The organism is Pedobacter glucosidilyticus, from assembly GCF_002483235.1.
GTDB lineage: Bacteria > Bacteroidota > Bacteroidia > Sphingobacteriales > Sphingobacteriaceae > Pseudopedobacter > Pseudopedobacter glucosidilyticum_B.
Genome location: NZ_DLHN01000017.1, coordinates 290,765 through 313,572, shown reverse-complemented (window position 1 = coordinate 313,572; position 22,808 = coordinate 290,765). Strand labels below are relative to the sequence as shown.

Here is a 22,808-nt window from a genome sequence, read left to right as displayed (position 1 = left end):
ATTTGTTATAATTCATACTTTTACGCAGCTAAATTGAAATAGAATCATTGGAAGCACCAAAATCACGTTTCGTACAAAAATTATATAGCATGTTTTATGAACTGTATTTAGTATATCAGTTCATTATAAAATTCTTTAAAGAAGTATTTTTACCACCTTACGAGGGTAAAGAAATTATGCGCCAATGTTATCAAGTGGGTTACCGCTCTTTGGCCTTAATATCTTTAACAGGATTTATAACAGGTATTGTTTTTACCAAGCAATCTAGGCCGTCTCTGGCAGAGTTTGGGGCAACATCATGGTTGCCATCTTTAGTGGGTATAGCTTTATTGAGAACATTAGCTCCTCTGTTAACTGCTTTAATATCTGCAGGTAAGGTGGGTTCTAGTATTGGGGCCGAGTTAGGTTCTATGAAAGTAACCGAACAGATAGATGCTATGGAAGTTTCTGCTACAAATCCATTTAAGTTTTTAGTAGTTTCAAGGGTTTTAGCAACTACAATTACTATTCCTATCTTAACATTTTATACTGCTTTGGTAGGTTTGTTGGGTAGTTTTGTAAATGTGGCTATGTTTGAAGAGACTAGCTTTAGCGGTTTTATTTCATCTTCATTAGAGTCTATAACCTTTCTTGATATTATTGCATCTACCATTAAAGCTATCCTTTTTGGGTTTACCATTGGTATGGTTGGATGTTATCAGGGCTTTAACTCTTCAAAAGGTACAGAGGGCGTTGGCAAAGCAGCAAATTCATCCGTAGTGATTGGTATGTTTTTGGTGTTTATTGAAGAAGTATTGGCTACGCAAATCACGTTTTTATTCCGTACATAATGCAAAAAAATAACAGAATAGAACATCCGGAAGAGAGAGAAAAGGTAATCACTATCAGAGATTTGAATAAGTCTTTTGGAGATTATCATGTGCTTAAAGGTGTTAATTTGGATTTGTATGACCGGGAAAATCTGGTTGTATTAGGTAAATCTGGTACAGGAAAATCTGTCTTGATTAAAATTATATCGGGTTTATTGAAACAGGATAGCGGCACAGTAGAGGTTTTAGGTAAAGAAATAAGCTTGTTGAACGAGAGAGATTTGCAAGAACTAAGAATACATATAGGTTTTTCTTTCCAGAACAGCGCCCTTTACGATAGTATGACGGTAAGAGAGAACTTAGAATTTCCTTTGGTAAGAAATCGTAAAAAATTAACAAAAAAAGAAAAGGACTATGCAGTTGAGTCGGTTTTAGATGCCGTAAGCTTAGGACAAACCATTAACCAAATGCCATCCGAGTTATCCGGAGGACAAAGAAAACGTATAGGCATTGCTCGTACATTAATATTACAACCAAAAATTATGTTGTATGATGAGCCTACCGCAGGTTTAGACCCCATAACATGCTTAGAAATTAATGGATTAATAAACGAGGTACAAGAAAGGTATCATACCAGTTCTATTATCATTACCCATGATCTTACTTGTGCTAAACAAACAGGAGACCGTATCACCATGCTTCTTGATGGCCAATTTAACAAAGTGGGCACTTTTGAAGAAGTTTTTAATACAGATGATGAAAGAGTTAAATCTTTCTACGAATATAATTTTATAGAATAAAAAAAATGACTGAAATAGCAGACAAAAAACGGGGCATAACCGTTGGAATATTTATTTTTATTGGCTTAGCCATTTTCCTTATCGGGATATTAACTTTAGGAGGGCAGAAAAAGACTTTTGTAAAATCTTTTACCGTAAATGTTGTTTTTGATGATATTCAAGGGCTAAAAGTTGGAAATAATGTGTGGTTTTCTGGCGTTAAAGTGGGTACCATCAAAAAAATTCAGTTTTTTGGAACTTCTCAAGTTCAAGTTTTTTTAAGTATAGAAGAAGCTGCCCACCAATACATCCATAAAGATGCTAAAGCTAGTATCAACTCTGATGGATTGATAGGTAATAAGATTATTGTGATTGATGGTGGCTCGCCTAAATTCCCTTTTGTTGAAGATGGTGATAGGTTGCAGGTTAACAAAACATTATCTACCGATGATATGATGAAGACCCTACAAACCAACAATAAAAATTTGGTAGATATTACTACCGATTTTAAGATTTTAGCTAGAAATCTAGTTGAAGGAAAGGGTGCTGCCGGGGCTTTATTAGCCGATGAACAGATTGCCGAAGACTTTAAAGCGATGGTTGCTAATTTAGAAACCACAGCTGTTTCTACCAATAAAATGGCAAAAGAATTAAATAGTTTTACAGCAAAAATGAATACTAAAGGTGGTTTGGCCGATAAGCTTTTTACCGATACAGCAGTATTTGCAAAATTGGAATCATCTGTAAATGAGTTTCAACAAACGGCAACAGCGGCTGCTAAACTTACAGAGAATTTGAAAGCAGCATCAGCAAAGCTAAATGCTAATGATAATGCTTTAGGCTTGATGTTAAATGATAAACAAACTGCAGAACAGCTAAAAGTAATCATGCGAAATTTAGAAACCAGCAGCCAAAAGCTAGACGAAGATTTAGAAGCTTTGCAACATAACTTTTTATTAAGAGGCTACTTTAAAAAGAAAGCTAAAGAAGAGGCTAAGTAGAATAGAGGCGGAAGTTTTAGATAAAATACCTAAGTACTCATAAACAAAAAAGGCTGATTTGAACGTTCAAATCAGCCTTTTTTGTTAAAAGAAAATAATATTATTCTGCTGAAGGAGTTTCAGTTTCTTCTGCAGAAGCCTCAACAGCTACATCTTCTGATGCTGCTTCCTCTTCTGGCGCTGCTTCTTCAACAGGAGCATTTTTAGCTGCGATTGCAGCCTCGATAGCTTCTCTTTTCTTAGCTTCTTCTACTAAAGCAGCTTTCTTAGTTTCTTCTTTTTTAGATACTAAACCTGCTTTTTTAGCTTCAATTTTACCTTCTTTGCTTTGTAACCACTCTGCAAATTTTGCATCAGCTTGCTCTTGTGTAAGCGCACCTTTAGTTACACCACCGTTTAAGTGTTTTTTGTAAAGTACACCTTTGTAAGAAAGGATAGCCTTTGCTGTATCTGTAGGTGTAGCACCGCTAGTAACCCATTTAACAGCTTGATCAAAATTCAAGTCAATTGTAGCCGGATTGGTGTTTGGATTGTAAGAACCTAATCTTTCAATAAATCTACCATCTCTTGGTGCTCTTGAATCTGCTACTACGATGTAGTAGAACGGTTTTCCTTTTTTACCGTGTCTTTGTAATCTAATTTTAGTTGCCATTTTTAATACATTAAATTTTTGCAATACCCCTTTACGCGTAAAGGGACGCAAATGTAAGATTTAAAATTGTATTTTGCTAGTAATCAATTTTTTATTTTCCTGTGTTACGTTTAAAATTCTATTTACCTTTATTGTATGAATTTAAAATGCCTTCTTTTAACGCTTTTTGCCTTAATATGCTCTGCTACAGTTTTTTCGCAAAGACATGAAATGCTGATTACGCATCAAAATGATAAAACTACCGTGATTAAAGCTGGCGAAATGGTGAGGTTAAGCTACCCGGCAAATAAGCTAAATTTGGGTAGTAAGTTTAAAGGCGAGGAAGCTGGTTTGAGAGGTTTAATAGATTCTATCAGTAAAGAAACTGTTTTCTTGAAAATAAAAAAAGACGCCAAAGATAATTTAGCCTTAAATGTTAAAGATATTATAGCTATACAGAAAAGCAATTTTGGAAGCACTTTAGGTGTATTTTTATTAAGTTATGCTGTTTTAGGAGGTTCTGCTATTTTCTTAACAGAGAGTTTAGATGTTAACCCAGCAATTACTGCTTTTAGTGCGGTAGCAGCAATTTTTCCTGCCAGTATTCTTACTGCAAATGTGTTTCACCCGAGTAAGCCTAAGAAAAAGGTTGGTAAACATTATAAACTGGATATTATTACAGTTTATTAAGCTAATTTAACCTTTCTACCATTTTAGCAACCCGTTCTTCTAAAGACTCGGTACTCATTTTTTCTCGTAGCCTATCTACCATAATAGGAAAAGCGAATGGACTGGGTTTGTCTGTAGTTTTAATAATAATTTTCTGTTTTTGTATTCGCTGTAAAGCTTCTCTTAGTCTAAACTCTTCTAATTGGAAAGCTAAAGCTTCGTTATAAGCTTGCCTAATTAAGAGGTTATCTTTCTCATATTCACTAAAAACATCAAATAATAAGGATGTTGATGATTGCAGATGTTTGTTTTTCATGGGCTTGCCCGGGAAACCTGTAAAAATTAAGCCCGAAATATGTGCAATATCTCTAAATTTCCTGCGAGCCATTTCATTAGCATTTAGGCTTTTTTGTATATCTTCTATCAAGTTTTTATTGCTAAATAGATTTTGTTCTAAGGCTTTTTCCAATAGTACTTCATCATCAGTTAATAACTCAAAACCATAATCATTCATGGCTATAGAAAAACTAGCTTTTTTAAATTTAGATAGCCTAAAACCTATTAAGGATGCCATTCCTTCATGTACCAGTCGGCCTTCAAAAGGGTAAAAAAATAAATGATGACCATCTCGGGTTTCTAATTTTTCTATCAGGAATTCGGTTTTTTGAGGTAAATGTGATACAGCGTTTTGTTGGCTAAACAAAGGACGTAAAGCGATAATTTCTTCGTCTTCTTCTACTCCTATCGCTACTTCATCAAGCTTTTCTCTAAAAACTGCTGATAGTTGTGATGATAATGGCATTCTGCCGCCGGCCCAAGTAGCAATAGCCCCCTTCTTTTTGGTAGATTTTTTAACATAAGCAGTCATGTCTTTTACCCGTACCAATTCTAAGTTTCTGCCGGCAAACCAAAAATTATCACCTATTTTAAGTTTAGCAATAAAGCCTTCTTCAACAGTGCCTAAACTGCCGCCAGTTTGGAATTTTACCCGCATGCTTATTTCGCTGGTAATAGTTCCCATACTTAAACGATGCCTCATGGCTATCCTACGGTTGTTTACTTTATACATACCGTTTTCATATTCTACTTTTAAATACTCATCGTACTGAGAGAGTGTTTTACCTCCTTTGCTAATAAAATCTAGTAAATCATCAAATTCTTGAGGTAAAATATCTGCGTAAGCGAAAGTAGTTTTTACCTCTTTATAGATTTCATCGGCTTTAAAGCCATCAGAAACAGCTAGGGTAACCAGGTATTGGATAAGTACATCAAAAGCTAAAATTATTGGGTCTCTGCTCTCGAAAGTTTTTTGTTTGATAGCGTATTTTAAGGCAGCGCCTTCCAGTAATTCTAAAGAATGTGTAGGTACAAACCAAGCCTTAGAAGTTGCACCAGGATGATGCCCACTTCTACCTGCTCTTTGCATAAAACGGGCTACTCCTTTCGGGCTACCTATTTGTATAATGGTATCTACAGGTCTAAAATCTACCCCTAAATCTAAACTTGAAGTGCATACCACTACTTTTAAAATCTCGGCATGTAAAGCTTGTTCTACCCAGTTGCGTAAATCGTTATCTAAAGAGCCGTGGTGCATAGCCATAATGCCAGCATATTCTGGATATTTATCTAATATAGCTTGATACCATATTTCTGATTGTGCTCTGGTATTGGTAAATATGAGCGTTGTTTTGCTTTGTGCCACTATTTCCATTACCTCTGGTAGCAGCTTTAAGCCTATATGACCGCTCCAACTGTAATTTTCTATATTTTGTGGGATGATAGAGGTGATAACGAGATTTTTATCGATATCAGCTTTTACCATTTTCTGTTTTTCTTTAGGGAAGGTAACACCCAAAAGTACTTGTGCCGCTTCTTCAAGATTACCGATGGTTGCGCTTATACCCCAAATTTTTAAAGTTTGAAGACTGGTATTATCCCCGGTCTTCGGTCTTCGGTCTTCAGACTTTAATCCCTTCAACCTACTTAAACCCAATTCCATTTGTACACCTCGTTTTGTACCGAAGAGTTCATGCCATTCATCGGTTACCACTACTCTTAATTTTTCAAAAGCTTTGGGATACTCTTTTTGAGCCAGCATAAGGTGCAAACTCTCTGGTGTAGTTAATAAAACTTCTGGTGGTTTTCTTTTGATTGCTTGTTTATCGGCATTGCTGGTATCACCAGTACGGGCACCAATTTTCCAGGGGATTCCTAAATCATCAACCACGGTTTGCATAGCCTTTTGGATATCATTAGTTAAGGCCCTTAATGGTGTAATCCATAGCATAAGCAAACCATTATTTTTTCTGCTTTGATAATCGTTGGGATATTGATTGATATAATCTGCCAGAAAGGGCAGAAACAAGGCAAAAGTTTTACCACTACCAGTTGGCGCATTTAACAAACCCGAATAGCCTTTTAAATAGGCATCCATCATTTCTTGTTGAAAAGCAAACTGCTGCCATTTTTTTTGCTTGTACCAATTGCTTATGATTTTTTCTCCCGGGCTCATTTGTATAGAAGAATTAAAACCAAGCCAAAATGTTTGCTTTGGGTTTTATTTTACCTCGCCAGCACCAAATTTGTAGTAAGCATTTATAGTTACAGGCAATTTTCCTTTGGCATTTAACTTTCCTAAAATTACCCTTGCGGCAGATGATTGCATTTCTTTACTATTTTGATAGCCTACAAGTAAAGCTTTAGATTGCTCGATACCGGGTAAACCAGCTAGCGTATATGGGTTTGCAAAAACTGCGGTAATAGGTTTAAATTTAGTCATATCGGCAATAAAAAGCTTTAAATTATTTTGATAATCTAAAGTACCAGCCGGGCGTAACCTGGTATCATGTATAGCCATTATCACTTGTCCAAATTTTGCTATTTCTGTTTTAACGGTTTCTAATTCTTTTAAACTGATATCTTTTGGGATGATGAATAAAGTAGCATCAGGAAAAAAGCGTTTAATAGTTTCTGAAAAAGTTGTTGGGTCTTTTGGTCCAATACTAAGGATAGCCATTTTTCTAACAAAATCTGTTGCGATAGGGAAGTTTTCAGAACCTTTTAGCACAGTTACGGCAGCATCTGTTAATTCTTGTATCAAAACTTTAGATTCTGTTCTATTTAAATCTTCAACAAGTTTTATAGTGTCTATAGCTTGGTACTGGTGTAAGTTCATCCAATATTTAGCAGCCAAAATGCGTTTCACTTTTTGGTCAATTTCATCCCAAGTTAACTGATGTTTTCTAATAGCTTTACGGATGAGATGAATAGCATTCTCTGAGTTTTGGGAGAGTTCTATCACATCTAAACCAGCTAAAATAGCTTTAACATCAGCCTCGCCATTAGGGAAAAATTTAACTACGCCTTTCATGTCCATGGCATCAGAAAAAACCAATCCTTTAAAGTTTAAGTCTTTTTTAAGTAAGTTGGTAATAATGGGTTTAGAAAGTGTTGAGGGTAGGTTTTTAGTATTGTCTAATGCAGGGATGCTCATGTGTGCTACCATTACACCGTTTAAACCTGCTGCAATAGCTTGTTTAAATGGATACATTTCTAATGAGTCTAACCTTTCTCTATTAAAAGGAAGTTGTGGTAAATCGTAATGAGAATCAACATCAGTATCGCCATGACCGGGGAAATGTTTAGCGGTTGTAAATAAACCAGTATCTTGCATACCCTTCATATAGGCGATGCTTTTATCGGCAACGTTATATTTATTTTCGCCAAAAGAACGGTAGTTGATGACAGGATTTCTTGGATTATTATTAACATCCATAACCGGAGCAAAATTGATATGTACACCCAAGCGTTTTAAATCTTTAGCTACCATTTGTCCCATCTTGTAAATCAGATTATTGTTTTGAATAGCACCCAATGTCATTTGATAAGGGTAAGATAAAGTGCTATCTAAGCGCATTCCTAAACCCCACTCGGCATCTTGAGCTATCATTAATGGCACTTTTTTATATAAGCTTTGATACTGATTGGTTAATATGGATTGTCTTTTTGGCCCACCTTGAAAAAAAACAACACCTCCCAAATGTTGTTTGGCTATAACTTTAGCAACAGAATCTGAATAAGCTTGCCCTAGATTGGTATGCGCCCTTACCATAAATAACTGACCAATTCTTTCATTTCTGTTAAGCTTTTTAAAGACAGAATCTACCCAACGGTTGGTAGCATTTACAGTACTGATATAAGGGACTTTAGTTTGTGCTTGTAGTAAAGAAAAACTCAGCGCTAAGCCAATTAAACATATTATTTTCTTCATGTATGTATTTTGCTTAAAGATTTTTTTTGATTTGACAATGAACAAATATAAGCCTTAAATTATTTTTGCTGATTTGGATTCTAAACTGATAACGAAAATTAAGCCTTTTAGATTGCTTTACGCTCTTTTTTCATATAAGTCCATAAATAAGCTAGGGCTAAGAAATTACAAAAAGCAGCACCATAAAATACTAAAGGAACTCTAGTGATGATGTCTCTAAAAAACCAGCCGGCAAAAAAAGCACCCAAGCCAATGCCCGCTTCTAAGGCAATATACATGGTGGCTACAGATTTTCCGCGTTTATCATCATCACTTAAATCAATAGCCCATGCAGAAATAGCAGGCGAGAACATGCCTGTTGCCATTCCGTAAATGATAGAACCTGTAATGAAACCCATTGTAGTTTGCCAAGTGGCGAGCCAAGTGAGGGCTATACAAAGTAAGATGATAGAAACTCTTAAGACGGGTTTTCGTCCGTATTGGTCAGAAACTTTACCCGCAATAAACCTCATTAATAAAGATGCAATGGTAAAAACCATAAAAAACAGACCTTTGTTTTCAATACCGATATGTCCGCTCCAATCGGGGACAAGCGTTATCAAAGCGCCATAGCTTACATAACTAAAAAGCGTAACCCAAAATACAGGCATGGCTTGTTTATTGATAATTTCTGATTTATTGATGGTCATGAAATTCCACTTGAAAGGTTCTTTAGTGGCTAAAGTTTCTTTCATGTTAAACAAAATCACGATGGAAAGCAATGCAAATAGAGAAGAGCAATAAAAAAGGATATTAATAGAATAATATAATGTTATGGCACTTCCAATAGCCGGTCCTATAGCCATACCAGTGCTAAAAGCCAAGCCGTGTATGCCCATTGCTTCTCCCCATCGGGTTGATGGAACTAAATCTGCCACGTAAGCTGCTGTTGCTGTGGGTTTAAAACCTGTAGAAAAGCCGTGTATCAATCTGAGAAATAAAAATCCGGCAACGCTGGTTAAAATAGGATATAAAAATCCACAAACGAAACAAACCAAAGAACCCACCGCCATAATAGGGATTCTACCAATTTTATCTGTTAATTTTCCGCTAAAAGGTCTTGAAATTCCGGCTGTTAAGGTAAATAAAGCTATGATTAAACCTTTATACTCTGCTCCGCCTAGGCTACTTAAATAAGAGGGTAGTTCTGGTAAAAGCATATTAAAGCTGGCCGAGAAGAGAAAAGAGCTTAGGCAAACTAATGAAAATTGTAATGTGTAAATTGATTTTTGTTCCTGTACCTCCAAAACCCGCAAAATTTATCGCAAAAATAGCCATTCTATATCAACAGCTGATGAATAAAAAACAGCTTTTTGTAATAATTAGTATGGGTAAGTGTTAATTAAAGTGTGCTTTGTATTTTTGCAAGCATGCAAGAGCAATTGTACCAACCTTTCCAAAGAATGCGATTTGAGTCTTCTGTTTGTTTCCTTAGCGGCGATAAACTCAACTCAACAGAAGAAACCTTAAATGTTTTTGCGCCTTGGCTTGTTAGTAAGTACAAACTAGATGAAAGACCATTTAAGCTTTTAGATGAAAGTATGGTAAGCTACGCTGATATTAAAATTCCGTGTAGTGTTAAAACGGCTGAAGCTTTTGGAAAGTTAGAAAGTACCATTGAAAACGCCTTTTTACAAGGATATAAAGCAGTTTCTACTTTAGATGAGCAACAACTTTTTTTATGGGTTACCAAAACCGTATATGGCGTAATTTTTAAGGAATTACAAATTGCCGTTAAGCAGCAGCATGCTAGTGGAGAGCAGTTTCACATGTCGCAAGGGCTTATTCATAAATTTAGCATGCTGCATAGCATGTTACAAGCGGTTATTAAACCTGTTAAATTGGATGGTTTTAAACCTTGGAGTATCTGGATATGCGAAGTAGATAATGCTGAAGAAGAGTTTTCTTATCGTGATGAAATCAATACGCTTACTTTTTCTTTAAGGATGCAAGATTTTGGCATCATCCTTTGTTTGCAGGATAATGGTGCCAATAAAAAATATCATGAAGAGCTTTGGGAGAAAATTGCGGGAGCTAAGTTGCATCCCATTCAGTTTGAAGAGTTATGTGCCAAAGTTTTTTATTCGGCATACTTGTTTAACAGGTTGCCAGAATACCACATTATGCCTGTACAAGAAGAGTTCCATATTGAAGCGATGCCTTTAAGAGGTATGCAGGCAAAGCCAGTTTTTGATTTATGGAACAACAAAACGTATGGCCAAGTTTTAGAGAATTTTTGGAAGCGTTGGAATTTTCTTTTACTCGAAATTATTAAAAACCCCGAAAGGCCAGTAAGTTATCTTTTTAATGAAAATGAAGAGCTTATAAAGGCAGAAGAGATTAATTTATCAAAATAGCAAGCTATAATTTCTATCTTTATCGGTATAGCCTATTTATGAATGTACCAGATTTAGAAAAATTTATCCCATCATTAGATTTAATCTCCCATTTAGGATTATACCTGTTAGCTTATGTTGCTTTAGCTGTTTTATTGGTATCTGTACTTAAAGCTAAGTTCAAGATCAAAACAGCCTATTCACGTAAAATATACCATTTTCTCATTTTTACTGCGGCAGCCGTTTTACAAGTTTTATATGGTTTGCCAGCAGCGGTTTTAATGGGGCTTATCGTTTCCCTTTGGGTGATATTTGCCGTTTTAAAGGGTCAGAATAGTTTTTTCTATTTGGCTTTAGCCCGAGAGAAAGACGAACCTCATGCCAATAAATTTATCCTCATACCTTTATTTGCTACAGCTATTGGCGGCGTTTTAAGCAATTTGTTTTTTCCGGGTTTTGCATTTTTAGGGTATTTGGTAGGTGGCTGGGGCGATGCTATTGGCGAACCTGTAGGCTCTAAATGGGGCAAACATCCTTACCAAGTACCCACTTTATTTGGTGTAAAAGCTACAAGAACTTATGAAGGTTCTTTAGCTATTTTTATAATAAGTGCCCTTATTTGTTTTTTGATATACCGCTTTTATGGATATCAACTACAAAGTGCAATTGTTTATGCTATGGTTTGTGCTTTTGTAGCCACATTGGTTGAGGCATTTAGTAGCCACGGTCTGGATAATCTTACCATGCAATTAAGTGCTGCTGCAGCAAGTTATTATTTACTCACTTAAGATGCTAAACCAGCCGAAATGCTATTTATAAAATGCCCAATAGCTCTTGGGTATAAGATAATGGTAATTAAAACTCCGGTTATAGCGCCATAAAAATGGGCATCGTGGTTGATGCCATCATTAGACCTTCTACCTGCATAGGAGGTATAAATCAAGAATAAGAAACCGTAAATAACTGCTGGTATTGGGATGGGCAGCGGGAAAATAATCATCTTGGTAAGCGGAGCAAAAACGATAAAACTAAAAACCACTGCACAAACTGCACCAGATGCGCCTAAGCTATTGTACCAAAAATGGTCTTTATGTCTTTGTACAGTAGGTAAATCGCTCAAAATTAAACTCACCATATAAAGCAAGCCAAATTGCCAATGCCCAATTATTTTTTCTAGGTTAAATGCAAAGAAATAATAAGAAAGCATGTTAAATATCAGGTGCGACCAATCTTTATGAATAAAACCACTGCTAATAAGTTGGTATAAATTCTTTCCTTTTGCAACGCTATATGGATGAAGCATAAACTTACCATAAAGCGCATCGTTATTAAAAGCATAAATACTGGTAACTATGGTAAAAATAAATATAATGGCCGCTACAGGCGTTTCATTTAATATATCTAGCATGCTGTAAATTAAAGATTATAAATTTCTTCTTGTTGTTTTTTGGGTAAACTTTTCAAAACCAATTCGTAGGAATGGTCTATCATTTCTGTAAGTTGTTTATCAGAAAGGCTACCGTTATAATAAACGGTATTCCAGTGTTTTTTATTCATGTGGTAACCGGGTACAACCTCAGTAAAAGATTCTCTTAGTTGGATGGCCTTTTCAGGTTCGCATTTTACGTTAAAACTGATAGGAGCTGTTAAACCGGCTAATAAGAATATTTTATCTGCTATTTTAAAAACCAAAGTATCATCCCCAAAAGGAAAAGATTCTGTTACTCCTTTTTTGTGAAGACAATAATTTCTTAAGCTTTCAATATTCATGAAAATTATTTGTAAAATATACCTTTAGAACCAAAAAGGTATTTAATAGATATTCCTAAGCTTGTATATACGTCTTTAGAATTATTTTGGAAAACGGCAGGATTATCGTTGTAACCATCAATATCATCAGAAAATGTAAAAACCATTTTATAATTGATACCTAATTGAATAAATGCTTCGTCATAAGCATTGTAGAGGTTTAATCTATAACCTATGGTTGTTGGGATGTTAAAAACGGTGCTAAATTCACTTTTACCTATATCATTAGGATGTTGTCTACTAAAAGGTAATTGAGTATTTAATCCTCCGTTTGCTCTATTATCTAAACTTGGATCATAAGGAAGAACATTGTTTTTACCACTTATAATACCTAAACCCAGTGAAAGGTTTAAATTTCTTAAAGCATAAATAAATGGGTTAAAAGCATAATTATTATCTAAAAACTGTCCAGCAGCTACATTTCCTCTTATTTCTATATTAGAGAAATTAGAAACAAATTGCCTTTTATATTGGTCTGGACCATCTTTAAGTTCCACCATATTGTATTCTAATCCGGCAGAAAGAAAAGGGGTAATATAATAATCAGCAGAAACTCCGTAAAATATAGATTTATTAGTTCCCAAGCTTTTTTCAGCATTTGGATTGCTTTGTACAGGAGCACCCTCATAGCTAAGACCTGTATAAGCTGTAGTAACTCCACCTTGTACACCAAACCCAAACCTGTAAAAACTAGATTGAGAGAAGCCAGAAAATGAACTTAGAAGTAAAATGATTGTTAATATCTTTTTCAAAGTATTGTTTTGAATCTTAAATCATACTTTTATGCAATTTAAACCAGATATAAGGCTTTCTGCAATCAGGTTAAAAATATTGCAAAAAATTGGCTTATCAAAATATTAATCATTAAAATGGATATACGCTATCAAGTTGTAGAGCGATTCTTGAGATATGCTCAAATAGATACACAGTCTGACCCTTCTTCCCAAACTGTACCATCTACTGCAAAACAAAAGAATTTAGGGAGTTTATTAGTTAAAGAATTATTAGAAATAGGCCTTCGGGATGCTGAAATGGATGAAAATGGCTATGTATATGCCAGTATCCCTGCTAATACTCATAAGCAAGTGCCGGTTATATTTTTTTGCTCGCACATGGATACTTCTCCGGATTGCTCTGGCGAAAATGTAAAACCTATTATTCATAAAAATTATCAAGGTGAGGATATTATTTTACCAGATGACCCATCGGTTGTGTTAAAAGTGACAGAACATCCCGATTTAGCTCAACAAATTGGGAATGATATCATCACTGCTAGCGGAAAAACTTTGTTAGGTGCCGATAATAAAGCCGGCCTTGCTGAAATTATGGATGCAGTTAACTTTTTGGTAAATCATCCTGAACTTAAACATGGTGAAATTAAGGTTTTATTTACCCCCGATGAAGAAATTGGTAGAGGAGTAGACCATGTAAATTTGGCTAAGCTTAAAGCTGATTTTGGTTATACCATTGATGGCGAAACCTTGGGTTCTTTTGAAGATGAAACTTTCTCTGCCGATGGTATGACAGTTCATATCCAAGGCGTAAGCGCTCATCCAGGTTTTGCAAAAAATAAGATGGAAAGTGCCATTAAGATAGCTGCCGAAATAGTAGCGGCATTGCCTAAAGACTTATCGCCAGAGCACACCAGCGGAAAACAAGGTTTTGTGCATCCGGTAGTTATAAAAGGCGAAGTTGAAGAAGCTGTGATAGAATTTATCATCCGAGATTTTGATGATGCTATGTTGCTAACCCATGAAGAATTGGTGAAGAAAATCTCTTTAAAAGTATTAGAAAACTATCCTTCTGCTAAAGCGACTTTTACGGTAAAAGAGCAATATCGCAACATGAAAAATATTATTGCGCAATACCCAAAAGTGGCCAACTATGCGCTAGAAGCTATTGAGAGAGCAGGAATTAAACCAAAAGCTCAAAGCATTAGAGGGGGTACAGATGGTTCTCGTTTATCTTTTATGGGTTTGCCTTGCCCAAATATTTTTGCGGGCGAACATGCTTTCCATAGCAAACAAGAATGGGTTAGCGTTCAAGATATGGAAGCGGCAGTAAGAACCATCATTCATCTGGCACTTATTTGGGAAGAAAAAGCTTGAAATTATCCTTTATAAGGGTAGTTTCTTCCTTTTGGGATATTATTAACCACCAAAGCTATCAACAATAAAATGATGATACCGCTTAAAACCGGAGAGATAACATAGCTAAAGCCAAGGTTTTTTATTTTTTCTGAACCAATAACAGCTATTAAGGCTGTTGCTCCGCCAGGCGGGTGCATGGTTATCGTTATTTGCATGGCAACAATGGATAGGGCTACAGCTAGAGCTGCTGAAATCCAGATTTGATCTGGTAAAAATTTATAAACAATTACGCCTATAATGGCCGATAGTAAATGCCCACCTACCAGATTTCTGGGCTGTGCTAAAGGACTATTGGTTGCTCCAAAAACCAATACAGCCGAGGCGCCAAAAGAGCCTATCAGGAAAACATTATCTAAATTATCAAACCTTTGGCTATGGAAAAAACCTATGGTAGCAATACCTAAAAAGGCACCAATAAATGTCCAGAAATGGTCAATAGGGTCTATAATGGTTTGTTTATAAACAACATATTTAGCAACGCGATAACTTCTTTTCAGTTTCTTTTTCACTATTCAATCCGTTTTGCGGTTGCAAAATTATCAATAATTTTAATACTTGTAGCGTTTATTCCATAAGCTTTTTAAGCGCTCTTTAATCTTGATTTCAGCAGGATTGTTCTGAGGGTTATAAAGCGTAGTACCACTTAACTGCTCGGGGAAAAACTCTTGGTCGGCAAAATTGCCTTCATAGGCATGGGCGTATTTATAGTCTTCGCCATAGCCCATGTTTTTCATCAGTTTGGTTGGGGCATTTCTAAGGTGTAAGGGTACTGGTAAATCTCCAGTTTGTTTAACCAATTGTTGTGCTTTACCAATAGCTTCATAAGAGGCATTGCTTTTGGCCGAGCTTGCCAAATAAGTAACCGTTTGGGAGAGGATAATTCTAGACTCAGGCCAACCAATCACATTTACCGCTTGAAAACAATTATTGGCTAATAATAAAGCATTAGGGTTTGCATTACCAATATCCTCTGATGCTAAAATGAGCAATCTTCTGGCAATAAAAGAAGGGTCTTCGCCACCTTCTATCATACGGGCAAGCCAATAAACAGCTGCGTTAGGGTCGCTTCCGCGGATAGACTTGATAAAAGCCGATATGATGTCATAATGTTGTTCGCCAGTTTTATCATATAAAGCCATGTTTTGTTGTACATGCTTTAATACAAATTCATTGGTGATGCTTATTTTTTCATCTTCTGCTGCATTTATTACCAATTCAAAAACGTTAAGTAGTCTTCTTCCATCGCCTCCTGATAATCTAAATAAAGCTTCTGTTTCTTTTAAATCAACATGTTTGGTTTTTAAAATTTCGTCGTTTTCTAATGCCCTTTTTAAGAGCTGAAGCAAATCATCCTCAGTTAAATTTTTAAGAATATAAACCTGGCATCTGGATAGTAAAGCTGATATCACCTCAAAAGAAGGGTTTTCTGTTGTAGCACCCACCAAAGTAACCAAGCCACGTTCTACCGCCCCTAATAAAGAATCTTGCTGAGATTTTGAAAACCTATGAATCTCATCAATAAACAAAACGGGAACAATGCCTCCTTTTTTGTATTGAGCAGCTTTTTCTATCACATCTCTAACATCTTTAACGCCAGAATTAATAGCACTTAAAGAGAAAAAAGGTCTATCTAAACTTTTAGAAATGATATAAGCTAAAGTGGTTTTACCTACGCCAGGAGGGCCCCAAAATATCATACTTGGTATATTTCCATTCTCCAAAGCCTTACGCAAAACAGCTCCTTGGCCAACCAAATGTTGCTGTCCGGTATAATTGTCTAATGATGTTGGGCGCATCCGCTCTGCTAAAGGGTCTGTTATAGCCAATTTTTTATTTTTTTGATAAGTAACAAATATCGTACAAGATAGCATATTAACCCAGTTTTAAGCTAAAAATTATAGTATTTGTATTTGGTTTTTCCTTTTATTGTAAGCTTTGTATTCTATGTTTTTTGTTTAGCTTTAAAGCATTATTTTGCAAAAAAATACGTTGTAATGAATACTTCTCTTACGGGATTTGAAAAGATAAAAGATATGTTAAGAAGAATTTTTTCAGGGATTTTAATAGCGGCTACCATAGCTTGTACCGCAACACCTAGAATTATAAAAGATGTTCCGGGGTCTAACAATCTAAAACCTGATGAGCAACAAGCTTTAATTACTAAAGAAATTGCCGAGCTGGTTACTAGTTTCAATTATAAAAAGTTAAGCTTAAATGATTCTTTGGGTGGTGTTATTTATGATAACTACTTAAAGAGTTTAGATCCTAATCGTAATTATTTTTTAGCTGCTGATATTGCAGAGTTCGCTCAGTTTAAATCTACTTTTGATGATGATTTAAAAGCTGGCGACTTAACAGCACCTTTTTACATGTTTAATGTGTATCAGAAAAGATATAATGAAAGGATGAATTTCTCAATCAAAAATCTTAACAACAGTTTTGATTTCACTAAGAAAGAAGATTACATCTTTAGTCGCGAAAAGTTGCCTTGGTTTAAAGATATTGCAGAAAGCGATGCCAATTGGACAAAAAAAGTAAAGTATGATTATTTGAATCTGAAACTTACCCAAAAAGCAGATACAGCTATTAAATCATCCTTGAAAAAGCGTTATGAAAACTTAATTACCCAATCTTCAAAAATTAATAATCAGGATGCTTTTCAGGTAATTATGACGGCTTTTACCGAGTCTATAGATCCACATACCAGCTATTTTAATCCAGCAAATGCTGCCAATTTTAATATTGATATGTCTAGGTCATTAGAAGGCATAGGGGCTACTCTTACTTCTGAAAACGAATTTGTTACCATAAAAAGTATTGTTACCGGAGGACCTGCGGATAAGAGCAAGCAATTAAAAATTGATGATAAAATTATTGGCGTAGCCCAAGGTAATGAAGAGTTTGTAGATGTTATTGGTTGGAGATTGGACAATGCCATTGCATTAATTAGAGGTAAAAAGGGTACTGTTGTAAGGCTAAAAATCTTATCTAAAGAGCAAGACATGTCTGCCAAACCAAAAATTGTAGAAATGGTTCGCGAGAAAATTATATTAGAAGACCAGTCTGCAAAAAAATCAATAAAAACGGTTATCAGAGATGGTAAAACTTATAAATATGGTATCATAGAAATTCCAGCTTTTTATGCAGATTGGAAAGCTATGCAAGCCGGAGATCCTAATTATAAATCAACCACAAGAGACGTAAAATTGCTTTTAGATACCTTAAAACAACAAAATGTTGATGCTGTAGTTGTAGATTTAAGAACAAATGGAGGGGGGTCTTTGGTAGAAGCTATAGACTTAACAGGATTATTTATCACTACTGGTCCGGTAGTACAGGTTAGAGATTTGAGAAATAAAATAGAAGTAGATAGCGATGATAACCCGAGTGTGGCATGGGATGGTCCGTTAGCTGTTATGGTAGATAGATTTAGCGCATCAGCATCAGAAATTTTTGCCGGTGCTATACAAGATTATGGTCGGGGTATTGTGATAGGAAATACAACTTATGGTAAAGGTACTGTACAATCTGCTATTGATATGAGAAGGGTAAACCCTAATTTGGGTGAGAAAGGAGGACAAATTAACCTCACAACGGGTAAATTCTATCGAGTTAGCGGTAGTTCAACTCAGCATAAAGGTGTAATACCAGATATCGAGTTTCCTGCAATTTTTCCAGCTGATAAATATGGAGAAAGCTCAGAACCTGCTGCTTTACCTTGGGATGAGATTAAGAGCAGCAATTACTTAAAAATCAAAGATTTAAGTAAAGATATTGCCTCGCTTAAAGCAATGCATCAGCAAAGAATGAAAACCAGTCAGGAATTTAAGTTTTTGTTAGAAGATATTGAAGAATTTAAGAGAAGAGACAAAGAAAACTCGGTTCCTTTAAATGAAGAAGCACTTAAAAAGCAACGTGAAGATTTAGAGCAAAAGAATTTTGCGCAAGAAAACGCTAGAAGAGTTAGCAGAGGTTTACCAGCTTTAAAGAAAGGCGAATCTAAACCTGCAAAAGAAGAAGCATTTGACTTTATGCAACAAGAGGCCCTACAAATTCTTACAGACTTTATAGGATTTAATAAAATAGCCAAAGTAAAATAAGTATGAATTGGCTTATATTGATTATTGCAGGTTTATTTGAAGTTGGCTTTGCATCTTGCTTAGGCAAAGCAAAAGAAACATCAGGCAATGTTGCTTTATGGTGGATAGCTGGATTTTTTATCTGCCTATCAATCAGCATGTACTTATTGTATTTAGCAACCAAAACTTTACCCATTGGCACTGCTTATGCCGTTTGGACAGGTGTTGGTGCTGTAGGAACGGTACTTGTTGGGATATTTATTTTTAAAGAGCCAGCTACTTTTTGGAGGATATTTTTTATCATCACTCTTATAGGCTCTATTATCGGGTTAAAGTTTGTATCAAGTTAAATAGCAGATTTAAAAACGTAAAAAGCCGTAAGATGTATTATTTTCTTACGGCTTTTTTATGATTTCTATTTTTGATTTATAAAGAAAGTACTTCTACAATTTTTAATAAATGCTCATTTACTTCAACGTTGTGTTTAATAGCATGGTCAAATGGGGTAAAAGCTATTTTACCGTTTATTAAACCAACCATTTGAGCTTTTTCTCCTTTTAATAATCCTTCTACAGCAGCAACACCAACACGGCTTGCTAAAACTCTATCCATACAAGTTGGTGTTCCGCCACGTTGTATGTGTCCAAGAATAGAAACTTTAGTATCGTAGTTAGGGAAACGAGCTTTAATAATTTCTGCTACTTCAAAAGCACCACCAGCATCATCACCTTCGGCAACCATAATAATTTTAGAAGATTTGTCTTTTCTACTAATCTCTAACCTATGGATAATAGCATTGATATCTGTTTTGGTTTCGGGTATCAAAATAGATTCTGCTCCAACGCCAATACCACTTCTTAAAGCAATTAAACCACAATCGCGGCCCATTACTTCTACAATAAATAAACGGTCATGAGATTCTGCTGTATCTCTAATTTTATCTACCGCATTTATAACCGTATTGATAGCCGTATCATAACCAATGGTAAAATCTGTACCAAATAAATCATTATCAATAGTGCCTGGCAAACCTAAAATTGGCATGTCAAACTCTTCACCAAAAACTTTAGCGCCTGTAAAGGTACCATCGCCACCAATAGCAATTAAGGCATCAACATTTATTTTTTTGAGGTTATTGTACGCAATTTGTCTACCTTCTGGAGTTAAAAATGCCTTACTTCTGGCTGTTTTTAAAATGGTTCCACCACGTTGGATAATATTAGCAACAGATTTACGATCCATCTCCTGAAACTCAGCATTGATCATCCCCTCATAACCTCTTCTGATACCAACAACTTCTATATTATAAAATAAAGCGGTACGTACTACAGCTCTTATGGCTGCATTCATACCTGGTGAGTCACCTCCTGATGTAAAAACGCCTATCTTTTTTATGGTACTTGTCATTTAATTTTTGTTTTGATAGTTAGATTTCCCTTCATTAAGAAATCGGATATAATTACTGATATCTAAGTTAAAAGCCTCTGGTTTGGTAAGTAGTTCCTCTTTATCATTTACAATCACATAATAAGGTTGCGAGTTTACTTTAAATTTTGAAGCTTGAAAATCGCTCCATTTATTACCTAAAGTTTTAACCTTTTTACCAGAAAAAGTAGAAGTGTATTGTTCTGTTTCTGGTAAAGCAGTTTTATCATCCACGTAAAGTGAAATTAAAACATATTCCTTTTTCAGGATATTCAATACCTCTGGGTTGCTCCAAACACTTGCTTCCATTTTACGGCAATTTACACAGCTATGTCCTGTAAAATCTATAAGAACTGGTTTATTCACACTTTTTGCATAAGCCATACCTTCTTCATAATCAAAAAAGGCATCTAAGTTATGCGGTGCTTCAAATAAACCAGCGTATTTTTTAGCTACATTACTTTTTTCAGAAGGCGAAGATAAGCTATTTGTGTAAAGGTCAAAATCTTGAGTGGTTTGCGGAGGCAACCAAGCACTAATGGCTTTTAGTGGCGCACCCCATAAACCAGGTACCATGTATAGGGTAAAAGAAAATACTATAATGCTTAAAAATAAACGAGGGACACTTACAAAGGGTAAATCGCTATCATGCGAGAATTTGATTTTTCCTAACAGATATAATCCTAATAACGCGAAAATAACAATCCAAAGTACTAAGAAAACTTCGCGGTCTAAGATATCCCAATGGTAAGCTAGATCTACATTTGACAAAAATTTGAAAGCTAAAGCAAGCTCAATAAAACCTAAAACAACTTTTACGCTGTTTAACCACCCACCAGATTTTGGTAAAGATTTAAGTAAAGATGGAAAAGCTGCAAATAGTGTAAATGGAATAGCTAAAGCAAGCGAGAAACCAAACATGCCTATCGCAGGGCCCATCAATTTTCCCATAGAGGCAGCTTGTACTAATAAAGTTCCTATGATAGGGCCTGTACAAGAGAAAGAAACTAAAGCCAAAGCAAAGGCCATAAAGAATAATCCGGCTAAGCCTCCTTTATCTGATTTTTCATCAACCTTGTTTACCCATGCTGATGGTAAAGTAAGCTCAAATGCGCCAAAGAAAGAGATAGCAAATATCACCAGCATCAAGAAAAATACAAAGTTAAAAATGCCATTGCTAGCCATTTCATTTAAAGCATCAGAACCAAAAATTACGGTAACCAATAAGCCTAGTGCTACATAAATCACAATAATGAACAATCCATATAAACCAGCTTGGGATACTGCTTTTGCTTTGCTGCCTGCCTTTTTAGTGAAGAAACTCACTGTTAAAGGTAACATAGGGAAAATACAAGGCATAATAAGCGCTAAGAAACCCCCAATAAAACCTGCTAAAAAGATTGCCCATAAGCTTTGCTCTTCTTGTGCTAAAGGTTCTGTATCAATTGCATTAACAAAAACTTGTTTAGAAGTAGTATCAGTAACAGCGCTATCTATTGATTTATTTTTTGCTGTATCTAGACTTTCTGTCGCTTTATCAACAACCGGAGTTGCGGGTGTAACAGCCACTGCTTTAGATGCTAATGAGGCTGTAACTTTAAATTCTATTTCCTCTGGCGGAAGACATTGTTTATCATTACAAACCATAAATTCTAAAACACCATTTATGATAGCTTCTTGGGTGTTAAGTTTAACTTTTTGTTTAAAAACAGCTCGGTTTTCATGCCAAGCAATGTTCATGTTAAAGTTGGGGTCAAAAGCCTTTTCTGCTTCAGGGGCTTCTGTGGTTTTACCCACCAACGTATAGCTTTTGCTTGGACTTAACGTTAATGATGTGGCAATAGGTCCACCATCCTCAATATTTAAAGAATAAACATGCCAGCCTTTATCAATTTTAGCTGTAGCAACCACATAAGCCTCTTTGTCATTGATAGCCTCTGTTGAAAAAGACCAACTTACAGGTTTTAAAATTTGAGCCAAGCTTGTAACAGTTAAGCTGAAAAAGATGAGGGTAAATAAAATATTTTTTTTCATTGTGATATTAAATTACAAAAGCAATTTCTTTAAAATCGAATGCTTGTATATCTCCTGCTATGCTAACGATGAGCTTACCATTTGGGTTAACATCAATAATTCTGGCAGACACTTTTTCATGGTTGATGATAAAGTCTGCCAACTGGTTAAACCTAAATAGTTTGTTCATATAATCAGCATAAAGTAAATCTTTTTTATTGGTTTTAAGTTGTAAGTACCTGCCTTCTATGTAGTAACAAAGTTCTGATAATAACTGGTTAAGATGATATTCCCTTTGTAAAATATTAGCAACAGAGGTGGCTTTAAGGCTATCAGTAAAAGTATTTTGGTTAACATTTAAACCAATACCTACCACACTTTCTTTCAAGAAACTACCTTTAAGGGTGTTTTCTATCAGGATACCACCAATTTTTTGGTCTTTAACATAAATATCATTAGGCCATTTAACTTTACAATCTTCGCCTAGTAATTTCGTTAAACAATCTATAACACCCAAAGAAATAACTTTATTAAGTTCAAACTGTTCTGATGCAGCTAGGAAAGTCGGTTTTAAAAGGACACTTATGGTAAGGTTTTTACCAGCTTCACTAAGCCAAACATTGCCTCTTTGTCCTCTTCCGGCAAATTGTTCATCTGCCATAATAACAGTACCTTCTTGAAGTGGCTCGCAATTTGAAAGTAAATGTTTAAGGTAATTGTTTGTAGAATCAATCTCCTTTAATTTTACAATATTTTGTCCAACAAATAGTGATGAAAAAGTGTTATTTTGCAATATGT

The 22,808-nt window shown here is 35.3% G+C and carries 21 protein-coding genes; 9 read left to right on the top strand and 12 right to left on the bottom strand.

Annotated elements, in window-relative coordinates; translation table 11 throughout:
- Positions 1-89 precede the first annotated feature (89 nt).
- Genes B2745_RS05090 through B2745_RS05080 form a run of 3 tightly spaced genes read left to right on the top strand, consistent with a single transcriptional unit; the run spans position 90 to position 2,589 of the window.
- Positions 90-830, top strand: coding sequence for an MlaE family ABC transporter permease (locus B2745_RS05090; RefSeq protein WP_051291014.1), 741 nt, complete (start codon positions 90-92; stop codon positions 828-830).
- Positions 830-1,609, top strand: a complete 780-nt coding sequence (locus B2745_RS05085; RefSeq protein ID WP_304064188.1) for an ABC transporter ATP-binding protein — start codon at positions 830-832, stop codon at positions 1,607-1,609. Before B2745_RS05090 ends, B2745_RS05085 begins: the two co-directional genes overlap by 1 nt.
- Positions 1,610-1,614: 5 nt before the next feature.
- The gene (locus tag B2745_RS05080) at positions 1,615-2,589 is read left to right on the top strand and encodes an MlaD family protein (RefSeq protein WP_304064187.1); all 975 of its coding nucleotides are present in this window, start codon (positions 1,615-1,617) and stop codon (positions 2,587-2,589) included.
- Positions 2,590-2,689: 100 nt separating this feature from the next.
- Here B2745_RS05080 and B2745_RS05075 read toward each other — a convergent pair whose 3' ends face one another.
- Positions 2,690-3,241 carry a 30S ribosomal protein S16 gene (locus B2745_RS05075; RefSeq protein ID WP_304064186.1) on the bottom strand — a complete coding sequence of 184 codons (552 nt, stop codon included), beginning with the start codon at positions 3,239-3,241 and terminating at the stop codon, positions 2,690-2,692.
- Positions 3,242-3,376: 135 nt separating this feature from the next.
- On the opposite strand from B2745_RS05075, the gene B2745_RS05070 reads away from it, so the two are divergent.
- Complete coding sequence (locus B2745_RS05070; RefSeq protein WP_304064185.1) at positions 3,377-3,910, top strand: hypothetical protein; 534 nt, start codon at positions 3,377-3,379, stop codon at positions 3,908-3,910.
- Position 3,911: 1 nt separating this feature from the next.
- Here the strand turns inward: B2745_RS05070 and B2745_RS05065 are convergent, their stop codons facing one another.
- The 3 genes from B2745_RS05065 to B2745_RS05055 all read right to left on the bottom strand — a co-directional run bounded on the left by B2745_RS05065 (position 3,912) and on the right by B2745_RS05055 (position 9,358).
- Positions 3,912-6,401 carry a ligase-associated DNA damage response DEXH box helicase gene (locus B2745_RS05065; protein WP_304064184.1) on the bottom strand — a complete coding sequence of 830 codons (2,490 nt, stop codon included), beginning with the start codon at positions 6,399-6,401 and terminating at the stop codon, positions 3,912-3,914.
- 45 nt (positions 6,402-6,446) lie between these two features.
- A complete protein-coding gene (locus tag B2745_RS05060; RefSeq protein ID WP_304064183.1) occupies positions 6,447-8,159 on the bottom strand; it encodes a glycoside hydrolase family 3 protein in 1,713 nt (570 codons plus the stop codon).
- A 107-nt stretch (positions 8,160-8,266) separates the two neighbouring features.
- Entirely contained in the window at positions 8,267-9,358 is a 1,092-nt protein-coding gene (locus B2745_RS05055) for an MFS transporter (protein ID WP_414691920.1), read from the bottom strand.
- A 210-nt stretch (positions 9,359-9,568) separates the two neighbouring features.
- Here B2745_RS05055 and B2745_RS05050 point away from each other — a divergent pair, with 210 nt between their 5' ends.
- Complete coding sequence (locus B2745_RS05050; RefSeq protein WP_304064181.1) at positions 9,569-10,555, top strand: hypothetical protein; 987 nt, start codon at positions 9,569-9,571, stop codon at positions 10,553-10,555.
- Between the two features lie 38 nt (positions 10,556-10,593).
- Complete coding sequence (locus B2745_RS05045) at positions 10,594-11,322, top strand: hypothetical protein (RefSeq protein WP_304064180.1); 729 nt, start codon at positions 10,594-10,596, stop codon at positions 11,320-11,322.
- Here the strand turns inward: B2745_RS05045 and B2745_RS05040 are convergent.
- From B2745_RS05040 to B2745_RS05030, 3 genes are read right to left on the bottom strand one after another with little or no spacing between them, the layout of a single operon-like run.
- Positions 11,319-11,942 (bottom strand): rhomboid family intramembrane serine protease, encoded by a 624-nt coding sequence (locus B2745_RS05040; RefSeq protein WP_304064179.1) that lies wholly within the window; start codon positions 11,940-11,942, stop codon positions 11,319-11,321. The genes B2745_RS05045 and B2745_RS05040 overlap by 4 nt on opposite strands.
- An 8-nt stretch (positions 11,943-11,950) precedes the next feature.
- The gene (locus B2745_RS05035; RefSeq protein WP_026902720.1) at positions 11,951-12,304 is read right to left on the bottom strand and encodes an MmcQ/YjbR family DNA-binding protein; all 354 of its coding nucleotides are present in this window, start codon (positions 12,302-12,304) and stop codon (positions 11,951-11,953) included.
- A 5-nt stretch (positions 12,305-12,309) separates the two neighbouring features.
- Positions 12,310-13,095 carry a hypothetical protein gene (locus tag B2745_RS05030; RefSeq protein WP_304064178.1) on the bottom strand — a complete coding sequence of 262 codons (786 nt, stop codon included), beginning with the start codon at positions 13,093-13,095 and terminating at the stop codon, positions 12,310-12,312.
- A gap of 117 nt (positions 13,096-13,212) precedes the next feature.
- Between B2745_RS05030 and pepT the strand changes: the two genes are divergently transcribed.
- Positions 13,213-14,451 carry a peptidase T gene (pepT, locus tag B2745_RS05025; protein WP_304064177.1) on the top strand — a complete coding sequence of 413 codons (1,239 nt, stop codon included), beginning with the start codon at positions 13,213-13,215 and terminating at the stop codon, positions 14,449-14,451.
- Between the two features lie 2 nt (positions 14,452-14,453).
- Here the strand turns inward: pepT and B2745_RS05020 are convergent, their stop codons facing one another.
- Together B2745_RS05020 and B2745_RS05015 are read right to left on the bottom strand one after the other, a co-directional pair.
- The gene (locus tag B2745_RS05020) at positions 14,454-15,002 is read right to left on the bottom strand and encodes an HPP family protein (protein ID WP_304064176.1); all 549 of its coding nucleotides are present in this window, start codon (positions 15,000-15,002) and stop codon (positions 14,454-14,456) included.
- A gap of 39 nt (positions 15,003-15,041) precedes the next feature.
- On the bottom strand, positions 15,042-16,364 hold the full coding sequence (locus B2745_RS05015) for a replication-associated recombination protein A (protein ID WP_304064175.1): 1,323 nt from the start codon (positions 16,362-16,364) through the stop codon (positions 15,042-15,044).
- A 162-nt stretch (positions 16,365-16,526) separates the two neighbouring features.
- On the opposite strand from B2745_RS05015, the gene B2745_RS05010 reads away from it, so the two are divergent.
- Together B2745_RS05010 and B2745_RS05005 are read left to right on the top strand one after the other, a co-directional pair.
- On the top strand, positions 16,527-18,593 hold the full coding sequence (locus tag B2745_RS05010; protein WP_304064174.1) for a carboxy terminal-processing peptidase: 2,067 nt from the start codon (positions 16,527-16,529) through the stop codon (positions 18,591-18,593).
- 2 nt (positions 18,594-18,595) lie between these two features.
- Positions 18,596-18,922: a DMT family transporter gene (locus B2745_RS05005; protein WP_304064173.1), complete on the top strand. Its 327-nt coding sequence runs from the start codon at positions 18,596-18,598 to the stop codon at positions 18,920-18,922.
- A 76-nt stretch (positions 18,923-18,998) separates the two neighbouring features.
- Here B2745_RS05005 and pfkA read toward each other — a convergent pair whose 3' ends face one another.
- The 3 genes from pfkA to B2745_RS04990 are packed head-to-tail and all read right to left on the bottom strand — an operon-like array spanning position 18,999 to position 22,803.
- The gene (gene pfkA, locus B2745_RS05000; RefSeq protein ID WP_304064172.1) at positions 18,999-19,979 is read right to left on the bottom strand and encodes a 6-phosphofructokinase; all 981 of its coding nucleotides are present in this window, start codon (positions 19,977-19,979) and stop codon (positions 18,999-19,001) included.
- Positions 19,980-22,031, bottom strand: coding sequence for a protein-disulfide reductase DsbD family protein (locus tag B2745_RS04995; protein WP_304064171.1), 2,052 nt, complete (start codon positions 22,029-22,031; stop codon positions 19,980-19,982).
- Between the two features lie 7 nt (positions 22,032-22,038).
- The gene (locus tag B2745_RS04990) at positions 22,039-22,803 is read right to left on the bottom strand and encodes a biotin--[acetyl-CoA-carboxylase] ligase (RefSeq protein ID WP_304064170.1); all 765 of its coding nucleotides are present in this window, start codon (positions 22,801-22,803) and stop codon (positions 22,039-22,041) included.
- Positions 22,804-22,808: the final 5 nt, after the last annotated feature.